The sequence below is a fragment of the Sphingobium sp. YR768 genome, assembly GCF_900111125.1.
In the GTDB taxonomy this organism is placed as follows: domain Bacteria; phylum Pseudomonadota; class Alphaproteobacteria; order Sphingomonadales; family Sphingomonadaceae; genus Sphingobium.
On record NZ_FOGE01000028.1, the window covers coordinates 22,778 to 38,041 of the forward strand.

13 protein-coding genes are annotated in these 15,264 nt (G+C 64.9%); 3 read left to right on the forward strand and 10 right to left on the reverse strand.

Annotated elements, in window-relative coordinates:
• Positions 1 to 55 precede the first annotated feature (55 nt).
• The 3 genes from fusA to rpsL form a co-directional block, all read right to left on the reverse strand.
• Entirely contained in the window at positions 56 to 2,149 is a 2,094-nt protein-coding gene (fusA, locus tag BMX92_RS21685) for an elongation factor G (RefSeq protein ID WP_093020438.1), read from the reverse strand.
• 162 nt (positions 2,150 to 2,311) lie between these two features.
• Positions 2,312 to 2,782 carry a 30S ribosomal protein S7 gene (gene rpsG, locus BMX92_RS21690; protein ID WP_093020440.1) on the reverse strand — a complete coding sequence of 157 codons (471 nt, stop codon included), beginning with the start codon at positions 2,780 to 2,782 and terminating at the stop codon, positions 2,312 to 2,314.
• Between the two features lie 15 nt (positions 2,783 to 2,797).
• Entirely contained in the window at positions 2,798 to 3,169 is a 372-nt protein-coding gene (rpsL, locus tag BMX92_RS21695; protein ID WP_004208728.1) for a 30S ribosomal protein S12, read from the reverse strand.
• 332 nt (positions 3,170 to 3,501) lie between these two features.
• On the opposite strand from rpsL, the gene BMX92_RS21700 reads away from it, so the two are divergent.
• The 3 genes from BMX92_RS21700 (at position 3,502) to BMX92_RS21710 (ending at position 7,502) form a co-directional block, all read left to right on the forward strand.
• A complete protein-coding gene (locus tag BMX92_RS21700; RefSeq protein ID WP_093020442.1) occupies positions 3,502 to 5,784 on the forward strand; it encodes a putative bifunctional diguanylate cyclase/phosphodiesterase in 2,283 nt (760 codons plus the stop codon).
• A gap of 172 nt (positions 5,785 to 5,956) precedes the next feature.
• Positions 5,957 to 7,138 (forward strand): M23 family metallopeptidase, encoded by a 1,182-nt coding sequence (locus BMX92_RS21705; RefSeq protein WP_093020444.1) that lies wholly within the window; start codon positions 5,957 to 5,959, stop codon positions 7,136 to 7,138.
• A complete protein-coding gene (locus tag BMX92_RS21710) occupies positions 7,119 to 7,502 on the forward strand; it encodes a bactofilin family protein (protein WP_177185195.1) in 384 nt (127 codons plus the stop codon). The genes BMX92_RS21705 and BMX92_RS21710 overlap by 20 nt, the downstream gene beginning before the upstream one ends.
• Positions 7,503 to 7,978: 476 nt before the next feature.
• Here BMX92_RS21710 and BMX92_RS21715 read toward each other — a convergent pair whose 3' ends face one another.
• The 7 genes from BMX92_RS21715 to secF all read right to left on the reverse strand — a co-directional run bounded on the left by BMX92_RS21715 (position 7,979) and on the right by secF (position 15,149).
• Positions 7,979 to 8,521, reverse strand: a complete 543-nt coding sequence (locus BMX92_RS21715) for a demethoxyubiquinone hydroxylase family protein (protein WP_093020448.1) — start codon at positions 8,519 to 8,521, stop codon at positions 7,979 to 7,981.
• Positions 8,522 to 8,555: 34 nt separating this feature from the next.
• Entirely contained in the window at positions 8,556 to 10,064 is a 1,509-nt protein-coding gene (locus tag BMX92_RS21720; protein WP_093020450.1) for a YifB family Mg chelatase-like AAA ATPase, read from the reverse strand.
• Between the two features lie 18 nt (positions 10,065 to 10,082).
• Positions 10,083 to 10,769 carry an RlmE family RNA methyltransferase gene (locus BMX92_RS21725; RefSeq protein ID WP_093020452.1) on the reverse strand — a complete coding sequence of 229 codons (687 nt, stop codon included), beginning with the start codon at positions 10,767 to 10,769 and terminating at the stop codon, positions 10,083 to 10,085.
• Positions 10,766 to 11,884: a Ppx/GppA phosphatase family protein gene (locus tag BMX92_RS21730; protein ID WP_093020454.1), complete on the reverse strand. Its 1,119-nt coding sequence runs from the start codon at positions 11,882 to 11,884 to the stop codon at positions 10,766 to 10,768. Before BMX92_RS21730 ends, BMX92_RS21725 begins: the two co-directional genes overlap by 4 nt.
• A 298-nt stretch (positions 11,885 to 12,182) precedes the next feature.
• Entirely contained in the window at positions 12,183 to 13,607 is a 1,425-nt protein-coding gene (locus BMX92_RS21735; protein ID WP_093020457.1) for a M20/M25/M40 family metallo-hydrolase, read from the reverse strand.
• Positions 13,608 to 13,755: 148 nt separating this feature from the next.
• Complete coding sequence (locus BMX92_RS21740) at positions 13,756 to 14,151, reverse strand: MTH938/NDUFAF3 family protein (RefSeq protein ID WP_371262501.1); 396 nt, start codon at positions 14,149 to 14,151, stop codon at positions 13,756 to 13,758.
• On the reverse strand, positions 14,148 to 15,149 hold the full coding sequence (secF, locus tag BMX92_RS21745) for a protein translocase subunit SecF (RefSeq protein WP_093020461.1): 1,002 nt from the start codon (positions 15,147 to 15,149) through the stop codon (positions 14,148 to 14,150). The genes BMX92_RS21740 and secF overlap by 4 nt, the downstream gene beginning before the upstream one ends.
• Between the last annotated feature and the right edge of the window lie 115 nt (positions 15,150 to 15,264).

Below are 15,264 nucleotides of genomic sequence, written 5' to 3' on the forward strand. Positions count from 1 at the left end.
TACAGATTACCAGCCCCTAACCGAGCCGTTTGCACGGCTCGGCCCGGGAAAGTCATCAGGCCATCTTCGCCTTGACTTCATCCGCCACATTCTGCGGCACTTCGTCATAATGCGAGAAGGTCATCGAGTAGTTCGCGCGGCCCTGGGTGAAGGAACGCAGCGAGTTCACATAACCGAACATGTTGGCCAGCGGCACCATGGCCTCGACGATCTGCGCGTTGCCGCGCGTGTCGGTGCCCTGAATCTGACCGCGACGGCTGTTCATGTCGCCGATGACGTCGCCCAGATATTCTTCCGGGGTGACGACTTCGACCTTCATGACCGGCTCCAGCAGGGTGATGCCCGCCTTCTGCGCCGCTTCACGCATCGCTGCGCGACCGGTGATTTCGAAAGCCAGCGCCGACGAGTCGACGTCATGATAGGCGCCGTCATAGAGGTTGATTTCGAAATCGATGATCGGGAAGCCGATCAGCGAGCCGGTGGCCGCCGTTTCGCGCATACCCTTTTCAATGGCGGGGATATATTCCTTGGGAATATTACCGCCCTTGATTTCATCCTTGAAGATGATGCCGGCGCCGCGTTCGCCCGGCGTCAGCTTCACCTTGATGCGGCCGAACTGGCCGGTGCCGCCCGACTGCTTCTTGTGCGTGTAGTCGACGTCGACGGCCTTCTTGAGATATTCGCGATAGGCCACCTGCGGCGCACCGACATTCGCCTCGACCTTGAACTCGCGCTTCATGCGGTCGACCAGAATTTCGAGGTGAAGTTCGCCCATGCCCTTGATGATGGTCTGGCCCGATTCGTGATCGGTCGAGACGCGGAACGAGGGATCTTCGGCGGCCAGGCGGTTGAGCGCGACGCCCATCTTTTCCTGGTCGGCCTTGGTCTTGGGCTCCACCGACAGTTCGATGACCGGCTCGGGGAATTCCATCCGCTCCAGAATGATCGGCTGGCGCTCGGCGCACAGCGTATCACCGGTGGTGGTTTCCTTCATGCCGGCCAGCGCGACGATGTCGCCAGCATAAGCCGCATCGATATCTTCACGGCTGTTCGCATGCATCAGCAGCATGCGGCCGATCTTTTCCTTCTTGTCCTTGACCGAGTTCAGATAGGTGCCCTTGGTCAGGGTGCCCGAATAGACGCGCAGGAAGGTCAGCGAGCCCACGAAGGGATCGTTCATGATCTTGAACGCCAGGCCCGAGAAGGGCGCATCGTCGGCGGTCGCACGGCTATCGGGCTGTTCGGTGTCGGGGTTGATGCCCTGCACGTCTTCGATGTCCAGCGGCGAAGGCAGATAGTCGACAACCGCGTCGAGCAGGGGCTGAACGCCCTTGTTCTTGAACGCGGAGCCGCACAGCACCGGCACGAACGACTGGTTCAGCGTACCCTTGCGGATCAGCGCCTTCAGCGTCGCGGTGTCGGGCAGATTGCCTTCCAGATAAGCTTCCATCGCCTCGTCGTCCTGCTCGACGGCAAGCTCGATCAGCTTTTCGCGATAGTCGGCAGCCTTGTCGGCCAAATCGTCCGGGATCGCTTCGTACGAGAATTCGGCGCCCAGATTCTCATCCTTCCAGATGATGGCGCGGTTCTCGACCAGATCGACCAGACCCTTGAAATCCGCTTCCGCGCCGATGGGCAGATAGAGGACAGCCGGGGTCGCGCCCAGGCGATCGATGATCGTCTGCACGCAATAATAGAAGTTGGCGCCGGTGCGGTCGAGCTTGTTGATGAAGCACATCCGCGGAACCTTGTACTTGTCCGCCTGGCGCCACACGGTTTCCGACTGCGGCTCAACGCCGGCAACGCCGTCGAACGCGGCAACCGCACCGTCGAGCACGCGCAGCGAGCGTTCGACTTCGATGGTGAAGTCGACGTGGCCGGGGGTGTCGATGATGTTCAGGCGATGCTCGGGGCCCTTGCCCTCAGCCGCCTTCCACACGCATGTCGTCGCAGCCGAGGTGATGGTGATACCACGCTCCTGCTCCTGCTCCATCCAGTCCATGGTCGCGGCGCCGTCATGGACTTCGCCGATCTTGTAGGACTTGCCGGTGTAATAAAGGATACGCTCGGTCGTGGTGGTCTTGCCGGCGTCGATATGCGCCATGATACCGAAGTTACGATAATGTTCGAGCGGATGGCTGCGGGCCATGATGCTTCTCCGTTGCCGGCGCGCCGGCGGTTGGGGATTCGTTAAATCTGCGCGTGGCCCCTAAACCAATCCGTTCGCCATGGGTAGCCACCCATGACGAACGGACCGATTTTGGAAACCAGATGACAAAACAGGCGCCTTGCGGCGCCCGCCTGCCTCTTTTTACCAGCGGTAGTGCGAGAAGGCGCGGTTCGCTTCCGCCATGCGGTGCGTGTCTTCGCGCTTCTTCACGGCATTGCCGCGGTTGTTGGCGGCGTCCAGCAGCTCACCCGACAGACGGGCCGCCATGGTGGTTTCGCTGCGGTTGCGCGCGGCGGTGATCAGCCAGCGGATCGCCAGGGCCTGCGAACGTTCGGGACGAACTTCGACAGGAACCTGATAGGTCGCACCACCGACACGGCGGCTGCGAACTTCGATACCGGGCTTCACATTGTTGAGGGCGTCATGGAACAGACCGATCGGGTCCTTCTTGGCGCGGGTCTCGACGGTGTCGAGAGCGCCATAGACGATCGATTCGGCAACGGCCTTCTTACCGTCCTGCATGATGCTGTTCATGAACTTCGACAGCACGATATCACCGAATTTGGGATCCGGCAGGATAACGCGCTTTTCGGGGCGACGACGACGTGACATATTCCTGTTCTCCCCTTACTTCGGACGCTTCGCGCCGTACTTCGAACGGCTCTGCTTGCGATCCTTGACGCCCTGGGTATCCAGAACGCCGCGAAGAACGTGGTAACGCACGCCCGGAAGATCTCGCACACGGCCGCCACGGATCAGCACGACGCTGTGTTCCTGGAGGTTATGGCCTTCACCCGGAATATAGGTGATGACTTCGCGCTGGTTGACCAGACGCACCTTCGCCACCTTGCGAAGCGCCGAGTTCGGCTTCTTCGGGGTCGTCGTGTAGACGCGGGTGCAAACGCCGCGCTTCTGCGGGTTCGCATCCATCGCAGGGACCTTGGACTTGGTCTTCTGCAGTTCGCGGCCCTTGCGGACCAGCTGGTTGATTGTTGGCATGAAGCCCTTCACCTTTTCAGTTACTTTACCGGCATTCCAGTGTCCTGCCGCCTGAAAGCGATAGCCTCCAAACAGCAAAGGCCCCGGGGGCGAAAACCCCCTGGAGCCGCAAGAGCACCCGGTAATGTTCAGCTCTGTTGGCGCCCAGCCATATATCGCGAGGAGACGAGTCTTCGCACGGCAGACCTCTGGGCAGGGCGGGCCTATAGCGATGTGGAGGCAAAGGGTCAAGCAAAGCCCCCGGCCATCCGGGCAGCGACTGCATTTCATAGGGTTAGGCAATTGGTAACCACGCAAGCCTATCCTTCTGCCTCGCGCAGAGTGGGCCAAACGTGACGACATTATCCACATTTACCGGCGAATTCTTCAGTCCGTCGCGGGAATCGGCGTTTCAGGCGGAGCGACTCCCCGAATCCCGGCGCAACGCCCGCCTGCTTTTTCTGCTATCCGCGCTGCTCAACGGCCTGTTCCTGATCAGCGACTGGCGCTTTGCCGGCACCCCGCATTTCTGGGTCGCCGTGCCCGCGCGGGTCGTGGTCGTGCTGTGGTCGCTTTATTGCCTGTCGCTCTGCGGCCGGATGACCAGCTTCAAGGCTGTCGAACGCATCTGCTTCGCCTGGCAGGTCGTCACCGCGATCGGCGTCGCCCTGCTCGTCAGCTCGCGCAGCGACATCGCCATCTTCGTGCTGGTGATGCTCCCGCTGGTCTTCTACCTCGTCGTGCCGACCAGTTTTCGCGGCAATGTGGGTGGCGGTCTGGGCTGTGGCATCGCCCTGCTGATCGGCTATCTGGCCCCGGCGCCGGCGTCCTCCACCATGCTGGGCATGGTTCTGGCCATGCTGATCCTGCATTGCGGCATGTGGCTGGCGATCGCGCGGCGCAACCGGCTTCAGCGGCAGGAATGGACGGCAGGCCGCATGGCGCGGGAGGCGCAGGCGGCGCTGGCCGACAGCCGCGACACGCTGGAACGCATGTTCATGGCGGTGCCCCTGCCCCTGCTCGTCACCTGTCGTGACGGCAATGTCCTGCGTCAGAACCGCGCGGCGGCCGAAGGCTATGCCATGGGCCGGGACGTGACACTGACCAACGTCAATCAGAGCTATGTCGACCCGGCCACGCGCGACAGGCTGTTCGACCTGCTCCAGCGCGGCGAGACAATCGATAATTTCGAATGCCGGCTGTTGCGCGGCGATGGCGAGATTCGCGACACATTGCTGTCGTCCCGACCGATCGTGATCGAGGGACAGCCCTGTTTCGTGACCAGCGTCGTGGACATCACCGAACGCAAGGAGGCCGAACAGCGGCTGGAGCGACTCGCCATGTCCGATGGGCTCACCGGCCTTGCCAATCGCGCCCATTTCATGGCCGCCGTCGCGCGGGCAACCGCGAACGAAGTGGGCGTCGCTGCCCAGTCGGCCGTGCTGCTGGTCGACCTGGACGAATTCAAGCGGGTCAATGACACCGCGGGGCATGACGCCGGGGACGCCCTGCTCTGCGCCGTCGCCGAACGGCTGCACCACGCTCTGCGGCCCGGCGATCTGGTCGCGCGCATGGGCGGTGACGAATTTGCCGTATTGCTGACCGACCTGCCCGACACGGACGCGCTGCACCATATACTTGGCCGCATCGCCGAGCATGTGCATGCCCCGTTGAATTATCGCGGCCGGCCGATCGAAAGCCGGGCCAGTATCGGCGTCGCGCTGTTCCCCGACCATGGCGATGACGGCGCCGCACTGATCAAACATGCAGACATTGCGCTATACCACGCCAAGAATAACGGGCGCGGGCGGGCCACCCTCTTCTGCCCCGGCCTGCTCGAAGACTGGGAGCGGGAGGCCGCGATGCTGGATCGGGCGCGGCATCTGCTGGCGCAGGAACGGCCCGCCCCCTGGTATCAGCCCAAGATCGCGCTCGACACGGGCGAACTGATCGGGTTCGAGGCGCTGTTCCGCTGCCCGACGGCCAGCGGCGCGATAATCATGCCCGGCGATATCGCCGCCGCCTTCGAACATCCCGAACTCGGCCCGGCCATCACCGCGCAGATGATCGACGGCATCGTTACCGATTGCGTCCGCTGGCGCGCGGCCGGCCTCCCCTTCGGCCATGTCGCCGTCAATATATCGGGCGCCGATCTGGACGATGACGCTTTTGGCGATCGGCTGCTCCAAAGTCTGGAGCGCGCCGGCCTGCCGTCGTCGGAGATCGAACTGGAAGTCACCGAATCGGTGTTTCTGGGCCGCAACGCCGACCGGGTCGGTCGTTCGCTCCAGCAGTTGAGCGACGCCGGTATCGCCATCGCGCTCGACGATTTCGGCACCGGCTATGCTTCCCTGTCGCATCTCAAACAGTTTCCGATCGACATCATCAAGATCGACCAGCGGTTCGTGCGCGATCTGGAAACGGACCCGGACGATGCGGCGATCGTGCGCACCGTGCTCAACCTGGCCTACAGCCTGGGCATCCGCACCGTGGCGGAAGGCGTGGAGAATCAACAGCAACTCGATTATCTGCGCGCGGGCGGATGCCATTATGGCCAGGGCTACCATTTCGGCGCCGCGATGCCGCGCGCAGCGGTGGAAGCGCTGCTGCGCGATACCATGCTGGTCCAGCGTTAGGGACGCCCGCCACAAAGTGAAAAATATTGTCATCCGGGCGGAACCAATTCGCCTGATGCTCATTTCACCCCGTTCAAGCTTCGACTCGTCACGAGTCCGTACCGTCGGATTCGCGCGCGCGGTGAAGCTTTGATAGCGGCCCGACTCGCAAAAGAAGAGTCGCGGGGTCGCATTGTCGCATCAGAAGAAAAAGGGGGTAGCCGGCCTCCGGGACCGGCTGAACGCCCTGTGCCCTGAGCGGGAGATTTTCCTGCGATCCGGCGGCCAGGTGAAATTCATCCGCATCTCCCGCCGTCTTCAGATCGGCGCGGCTGGCCTGCTGTCCGCTGCACTCATCGGCTGGGCCGGCATTACCGTGTCGATGATGGCCGGCAGCGCCGCCGTCGCCCAGCAACAGGCCGCCCTCGACCAGCAGGGCCGCTCCGTCGCCAGCGCCGCGAGCAAGGTCGCCAATTATCGCAAGTCCGTCGAGGATCTCGCCCAGGATCTGGAAGCCCGGCAGGACTTCATGGACGATCTCTACAAGACGCATTTCGGAGCCGAGGACGGCAATGCCGCCGGCGCCGATCTGGTCGGGCCGGAGAAGGGCGACAAGAAGGACAGCCTGTCCACCAAGATCAGCAGCGCGCCCGAGGCCGCCCCGCTGGTCCGTCTGGAACAGCGCCAGCGCCGCTTCGCTTTGCTTCTGACCCACGCGATCGAACGCCGCGCCGACAAGGCCGCCAGCGCGATCCGCAGCTTCGGCCTCAATCCCGACGCCCTCGCCCGCAACGCCGCCCGTGCACAAGGTGGTCCCTTCGTGCCATGGAAGGGCGAGAAGGGCGCGATGACCGACGAGCTGGAACATCTGGCCGACGCGATGTCGCGGATGGAATTTCTGGAACGCAGCCTGCTCGCCATCCCGTCCGGCCAGCCGACCGCCGCGCCGATGCTGACCAGCAGCTACGGATATCGCCGCGATCCCTTCAACGGCCATGCCGCCTTCCATGCCGGGCTCGATTTCCCCGGCCGCTACGGCCAGTCGATCAACGCCGCCGCCAATGGCAAGGTCAGCTATGTCGGCCAGCGGCAGGGCTATGGCAATGTGGTCGAGGTCGAACATGGCAATGGCATCATGACCCGCTACGCCCATCTGTCCGGCTTTGCCGCCCGCGTGGGGCAGAAGGTCGCGCGCGGCGACACGATCGGCCGCATGGGCTCGACCGGCCGATCGACCGGCACGCATCTGCATTTCGAGGTCCGGCTGAACGGCCAGGCCGTCAACCCCCGCCCCTTCCTGGAGGCCCGCAAAGATGTTCTCCAAGTCCAGCAAGTCGCCACGGCCCGTTTCGCCGATGTCCGCAACCGGGGGTAAATCCATTCCCTTCTCGCTGATCGGTGGCGACGTCACCATCACCGGCAATGTCGCCGCATCGGTCGACCTGCATATCGACGGCGCGATCGAGGGCGATATCAGCTGCGCGTCGCTGGTGCAGGGGCCGGACAGCCGCATCACCGGCCATGTCACCGCGCAGAGCGCCCGTCTGGCGGGGCTGGTCGACGGATCGATCAGCGCCGACGAACTGGTGGTGGAAAGCAGCGCCCGGATCACCGGCGACGTGACCTATGCCACCATCACGATCGAGCCGGGCAGCCGGATCGCCGGCCGCTTCACCCACAAGGACGGCGCCACCCCGGCCGCCGAACTCAAGCTGATCACCAACGACAGCGCGGGTTGAACGGCCGCTTATTCCCATGACCGCGCGTGTTCCTGCGAAGGCAGGAACCCAGTTCCACCGTCACGGTCACAGGATAGGGCCGGGCTGGGCTCCTGCTTTCGCAGGAGCACGGCGCGCCCGCGCCTAACCATATTTGTCACTGGAAAGGCGGCCGCCGCGCTCCTAATCCCCGCGCCATCATCCCAAGGGGAAGAGGTGCGCCATGGAACGTCCCGACTTCTGGCCCGACATTCGCCGGTTTCTGCTCGGCTTCACCGGCAGCGGCATTGCCATCGGCATCTACACGCTGATCAGCGTTCGACCGGTGCCTTGAGGGCGCGCCGGCTAAAGGCATCTTGCGCAAAGTCTGGATCAATTTTGTATCCGTTCGCCCTGAGCCTGTCGAAGGGCCGCACTTCTTGAAGAACAGAGCGGGGCTTCGACAGCGGGGCTTCGACAGGCTCAGCCCGAACGGGCCTTACTTAAGGCTCCATGCCCTAAAGGTGCATTCCCAGCCAGATCACGACCCGCGTGGATAATGCGACGGTCGGATCGATGATCTTCTGCCAGAAGCCGGACATTTCCAGACTGGCGGCCGACACATCATGATGCTCCTGCTCTTCCACGATGATGTGGCGCAACAGGGCAACCGCCGCTTCATCCTTGCCCACCAGCGCCTCGATCTGCGCATACATATGCTTCAGCACGACGCGCTCCACCGCGACCGTGGTCGCGATAATGGCGTTTCGCCCCGCCAGTCCGGTGATGGCACCCAGCACCAGACCGCCCAGACCACAGAATAAATAGCTGCGGCAGCGCCGCCTTCCCCGCCGGGCCAGCTCCCGACCGAACAGGTCGCGATGCCCACGTTCATGGGCCAAGAAATGATCGAGATCCTCCAGCAACGTTGGGGCACGCCAGCGCGCGAACCATTTCTGTGCCGTATAGATGCAGATGGCCCCATGTTCGCCGGCATGATCGACCTTCATCACCCGGTCGCTCAGCGTTTCACCAACATTCAGCCTGACCGCGATCGTCATCTTACCTCATACGGTGCTATGACAAAATGCCCCCTCAATTCACCGGCGCCCTTCGCCGATAACTCAGCGCTTCCGCCACATGCACCCGGCCGACACGATTGGCGCCGGCCAGGTCGGCGATGGTGCGGGCTACGCGCAGCACGCGGGTATAGCCGCGCGCGGACAGTTTCATCGCGGCGGCGGCCTGGGCCAGCAATTGCCGGCCCGCTTCGTCCGGTCCGGCGACAGCTTCCAGCCGCTCGCCATCCACCTCCGCATTGGTGCGCACGCCGCTGCCGTTATAGCGCGCGGTCTGCACCGCCCGAGCCGCCGCGACCCGTGCCGCGACCTCGGCCGATCCTTCGGCGGGCGGGGGCAGGACGAGATCGGCGGCCGTCACCGCCTGCACCTCCACATGCAGGTCGATGCGATCGAGCAGCGGCCCCGACACCTTCGCCTGATAATCCGCCGCGCAGCGGGGCGCGCGCGAACAGGCGAGCGCCGGATCGCTGAGGTGCCCGCAGCGGCAGGGATTCATCGCCGCGATCAATTGCACCCGCGCGGGAAAGGTCACATGCGCATTGGCCCGCGCCACCGTCACCTCGCCCGTCTCCAGCGGCTGGCGCAGCGAATCCAGCACCGTGCGCTGAAATTCCGGCAATTCGTCCAGGAACAGCACGCCCAGATGGGCCATGCTGACCTCGCCCGGTCGCGCCTTCAGGCCCCCGCCGACCAGCGCCGCCATCGACGCGCTGTGATGCGGATTGCGGAAGGGGCGCGCCCGGCTGATCCGCCCGCCCTCCAGCGTGCCGGCGACGCTGGCCACCATGGAGCTTTCCAGCGCTTCGGACGGGGTCATGTCGGGCAGGATGCCGGGCAGGCAACTGGCCATCAGCGATTTGCCCGCGCCCGGCGGCCCGACCATCAGCAGATTATGGCCGCCCGCTGCCGCAATCTCCAGCGCGCGCTTGGCGACTTCCTGCCCCTTCACCTGTTTGAGGTCCGCGCCGCGCACCGGCGCATCGACAATGCCCGGTTGCGGCGGCGAGAGGGCGGCGGTGCCCTTGAAATGGTTGAGCAGACTGAGCAGATCCGGCGCGGCGATCACTTCCACCTCGCCCGCCCAGGCGGCTTCCGCGCCCTGCGCCGCCGGGCAGACCAGCCCCTTGTCCTGGCTACCCGCATGGAGCGCCGCCAGCAGCACGCCGGGCGACGGCGCGGTGCGCCCGTCCAGCCCCAGTTCGCCGACCACGACATAGCCCGCCAGCGTCTCGGCATCGATCACGCCCATCGCGCCCAGCAGGGCAATGGCGATGGGCAGGTCGAAATGCGATCCTTCCTTGGGCAGGTCGGCCGGTGACAGGTTCACCGTGATCCGCTTGGGTGGCAACGACAGGCCGATCGCGGCGATGGCGTTGCGCACCCGCTCGCGGCTTTCCGCCACGGCCTTGTCCGGCAGGCCGACCAGGATGAAGTTGGGAAGGCCGGGGACCAGCTGGCACTGCACCTCCACGGCGCGCGCCTCCAGCCCCAGATAGGCGACCGTCGAAACCGTTGCGACCAAATGCCCCCCAAATCTATCCTACTCGGTCGGTTCGGTCCCTTCGTCCGGCCGCCCCTTGAACCCCTGCGCCACGACATACCATTCGACGCTGCCCTTCCGGCTGGCCGGTGGCTTGGCGTGCTTGATCGTCGTGAAATTCTTCTTCAGCAGCACCAGCAATTCGCCGTCCGTGCCGCCCGCGAACACCTTGGCGACGAAGGTGCCGCCCTTGCGCAGATTTTCCACCGCGAACCAGGCCGCCGCTTCGACCAGCCCCATGGTGCGCAGGTGATCGGTCGCGGCATGGCCGACCGTATTGGCCGCCATATCGGAAATGATGAGGTCCGGCTCCTGCCCCAGCGCCTCGCGCAGCAGGCCCGGCGCCTTGTCATCCATGAAATCCATCTCGAACAGGGTGACGCCCTGAATCGGATCGACCGGCAGCAGGTCGATGCCGACAACGGCGGCCTTAGGCGCCATCTTGCGCACCACCTGCGCCCAGCCGCCCGGCGCGACGCCCAGGTCGACGACCGCCTTCGATCCCTTCACGAAATGGAATTTCTCGTCCAGTTCGATGAGCTTGAAGGCGGCGCGGCTACGCCAGCCTTCCGCCTTCGCCTTGCGGACATAGGGGTCGTTCAGATGGCGCTCCAGCCAGCGCACCGACTGCGCCGTGCGCCCTTTGGCGGTTTTGACCCGCACCTTGCCAACACCAGAGCCTCTCACATCACTCTCCCGCCGCGGTCCATCAGCCCGCGCAATATCCCCTCCCTGATGCCGCGGTCGGCGACGCCCAGTCGCTCCGCAGGCCAGATGTCGAGGATCGATTCCAAAATAGCGCAACCCGCCACCACCAGATCGGCCCGCTCCGTGCCGATGCAGGGCAGCTTCTGCCGCTCCGCCAGCGCCATGCCGGACAATCGGTCGGAAATGGCGCGCATCGATTCGCAGGGCACGATCAGCCCGTCGATCGCCTGCCGGTCGTAACGCGGCAGGCCCAGATGCAGGCTGGCCAGCGTCGTCACCGTGCCGGACGTGCCGAGCAGGCGAATATCCTGCGCATCCTTGGGCAAACGGCGGGCAAGCGGCGAGAAGGCTTCGGACACGCGCGCGCGCATCCGGCCATAGGCGGCGGCCCGCTCGGCCGGATCGCCATGGTCGAAGGCTTCGCTCTCCGTCAGCGACACCACGCCCCAGGGCGCGCTCACCCAGTCGACGATATGCGGCGTGCCGTCGCCATGGGCGTCGACCAGAACCAGTTCGGTCGATCCCCCGCCAATGTCGAAGATCAACGCCGGGCCATCGCCCGGCTCCAGCAGTGCATGACAGCCCAGCACCGCCAGCCGCGCCTCTTCCTGCGCGCTGATGATGTCGAGGGCGATGCCGGTTTCCTTATAGACGCGGCGAATGAATTCCTCGCCATTGGACGCACGGCGGCAGGCTTCGGTCGCGACCGATCGCGCCAGCGTCACATGGCGGCGGCGCAGCTTGTCGGCGCAAACGGACAGGGCGGCAATGGCGCGGTCGATCGCGGCGTCGCTGATCCGGCCGGTCGCGGCCAGACCTTCGCCCAGCCGCACGATTCGCGAAAAAGCGTCCACGACGATGAAGCCATCGGCGGACGGCTTGGCGATCAGCAGCCGGCAATTATTAGTGCCCAGGTCGATCGCGGCATAGGATCGGCGATCCCGCGCGCCATAAGGGGCGAAGCCCCGCTGTGTGGAGGGCGGAGGAATGGCCGCAGCCTGGCTCCCATCGCCCGAACCGGAACGGGCGCGCTTGCCCGCATAACGGCCGGTCGGGCCGGAACTCTGCGGCGATGGGCGGCTTTGCTGCACCATGCCGTAACTCACTTCTGCTTATCGCCAGTCCCAAATACGGGGCCGGAACTTGCCCTCATGCTTAGGCAGATATTGGCCGATGCGCAAGGCGGCGGGAGGCATGCACCGCGCATGCCTCCCTGCCTGCCGTTTTTGGGTGCGGCTACGCCGCATGGCCGCACCGGCCTTCGGCCGAGGCGCGGGACTCGACCGAACCCCACCCGGCCGCCCAACGGCAGTATCATATGGGTGGCCGGGTGGGGGTGTGGGCCGGTGCGGTTCCTGAAATGCGCCCTTTCGCGCATTTCAGGACAAACACTTACTGCGTGTAGAGCTTCACCAGACGATAGAGGAAGGCCCGGCCATCCATCAGTGATTTGACGCGGATGCGCTCATTCAGGCCATGGACGCCCTGCCCGTCCGGATCGGCGAACATGCCGGACACGCCATAGGTCGGGATGCCAGCCGCATTGGTGAAGCGCCCGTCGGTCGCGCCGGTCGCCAGACGCGGGATCACCGGTACGCCCGGCCACATCTCCTTCGTCAGCGCGGTGATCGGCCCCATGATCTGCGGCGTCAGGTCCGGCGCGGAGGATTTGGGCTGGGGCGGATCGGCCAGCGTTACCTTCACCTTGCTATCGCCCGCCACCTCCTGAAGCCGGGCCAGGATCGATTCGACGCTTTCGCCCGGAATGATCCGGCAATTGACGTTGGCGGTCACCGATTGCGGCTGCGCATTGGGAGCATGGCCGCCGGAGATCAGCGTCGGGATGCAGGTGGTGCGCAGCGTCGCGTTCCAGCTTCCGCTTTCGGCCGACACGGCGGCATAGTCCGCATCACTCGCCTTGCCCGCGCCGATCGCCGCCATCGCGGCCGACACCTTGCCCGGATAGAGTGGGGCCGACGCGCCGAAATAGGCCTTGGCCGCCGGGGTCAGATCGACCGGGAAATCATAATCATTCACCCGTGCCAGCGCCGCCGCCATCCAGCCGATCGCATTGAAGCGCGGCGTCTGGCGCGAACTGTGTCCGCCCGGCGCGGTCGCGGTGAAGGTGAAGTCCTGATAGACTTTCTCGCCCGCCTGCACGCCCTGGCTGACCGGCTTGCCCGCTTCGTCCAGCGACCCGCCGCCGCCTTCATTGAGCGCCCAGCCCGCCTTCAGCGCATCGGGATGGTTCTTCAGCAGATATTCGACGCCGTTCAGCGCCTTTTCCGTTTCCTCGCCGCAGGTCAGCGCCAGCTTGATCGTGCGCTTGGGCCTATAGCCCTCCGCCTTGTAGCGGACCATCTGGTCGGTGAAGGCCGCCGCCATCGCCTTGTCATCGGAGGTGCCGCGGCCGTAGAAATAGCCGCCTTCCTCGATCAGGGTGAAGGGATCGCGCTCCCAGTCGGCGCGCCTGGCCGCGACCACGTCGATATGGGCGAGCAGCAGGATCGCGGGCAGCTTCGCGTCGCTGCCACGCAGGATGGCCGACAGATTGCCTTCCTTGGGATGCGCCGGATCGACGATGACCGACACATCGCTGTCGGCATAGCCCGCCGCCTTGAGACGCGCGCCCATCCGTTCGGCCGCGACCGTGCAACTGCCGTCCGGCCAGCTTGAATCGGTTTCGACCAGTTCCTTGTAGAGGGCGCGGAAGGCAGGCTCATCGCCCCGCGCCTGCGCATCGGGGGTCGCGGCATGGGCGCTGGTGGAGACGAGCAGCGCCGCCAGAAAGGCAGCGGCGGGACGGCGGAATGACATGAAAAAGCCCCCTCGATTCAATGAGGGGGCGACATTGGCGAAGCGGTAGGATGAGGGCAAGACTTATGGTGCGGCGTGCTCCTGCGAAAGCAGGAGCCTAGTTTTGCCGTCTCAACTGGGCTCCTGCTTTCGCAGGAGCACCGCAACCTTACAGCGGCAGCAGCGCCGCCACGATCTGCCGTTCCTCGGCGCGCAGCACGCCCCAGGCGCGGGCCGCGGCGCGGCTGTCCATCGCCTCCACGCCGATCCCCAGCGCCTCGACCGCGCGGACGAAGGGGCGTGGCGGCTGGCGCAGGCCGGCGCCGGTGCCCAGCAGCAGGAATTCGGGACGTGGATCGAAGTCGAACAGGTCGCCCAGCGCATCCAGCGTCAGCGCCTCCACCGCCGCCGGCGCATTGGCCCAAGCCAGCGCCCGCACCGGGCTGAGCAGCAGGCCATCGGGGAACACATCGTCGCGCACGCGAAAGCCGCGCCCCTGGAAGCCGGTGACGACCGGCCCCTGGCCGCTGTCATCGCGGCGCAGCTTGATCCCGGCGTCGGTCAGGGCCGCGCCCCGTCGTCACGGTTTGACTCTCTGGGGCCGACGCGTTCGGCCGTACCGGTATAGCCGCTCTTCTTGGTGCTCTTCTTCTCCGCCGTCTGCGGGCTGAGGCCCAGCGAGATCAGCAGCGAAGAGGACACATAGACCGACGAATAGGTGCCGACGATAATGCCCAGCATCATGGCGGCGGTGAAGCCGCGCAGCACATGGCCGCCCAGCAGCAGCAACGCGCCCAGCGCCAGCAGGATGGTGACGGATGTCATCACCGTGCGCGGCAGGGTTTCGTTGACGGACAGGTCGATCAGCGACTTCATGTCCATCTTGCGATATTTGCGCATATTTTCGCGGATACGATCGTCGATCACCATCTTGTCGTTGATGGAATAGCCCACAATCGTCAGCACGGCGGCGATGATGTTGAGGTCGAATTCCAGCTGGGTGATCGCGAAGAAGCCCAGCGTCATCAGCACGTCGTGCACGATCGCGACGAAGGTCGACACGCCGAACTGCCATTCATAGCGGAACCAGCTGAACACCGCGATGCCCACGATCGCCAGCACCACCGCCAGCACGCCATTCTGGATCAGTTCGCCCGACACCTTGCCCGACACGGTGTCGTAACGGGAGAAGGTGACGCCGGGGAATTCCGCCGTCATCGCCACTCTCGTCTTTTCCACCACGGCATTGGCCGCGCCGGCGCCACCCTGTTCGGGCAGCGGCAGGCGGATCTGCACCGTCTTGGGATCACCGAACTGCTGGAGCGAGCTTTCGCCCACGCCCAGCCTGCCGATGGTGGCGCGCACCTTGTCGGTTTCCACCGCCTGCGGGAATTTCGCCTCGATCATCAGGCCGCCGACAAAATCGACACCCAGATTGAGGCCCTTGTGGAGGGTCGCACCGACCGCCAGCACCGTCAGCAGCGCGGTCAGGGCAAAGGCCCATTTGCGCACCGCGACGAAGGCGATGTTGGTATTGTCGGGGACAAGCTTAAGCAATTTCATAGCATTACCCTTACCCGTTCGGGCTGAGCGAAGTCGAAGCCCAGCACTGAGCGAAGCGAAGTGGCTTCGCCTGCGGCTCAGCCTGGCCCTTCGACAAGCTCAGGGCGAACGGCGA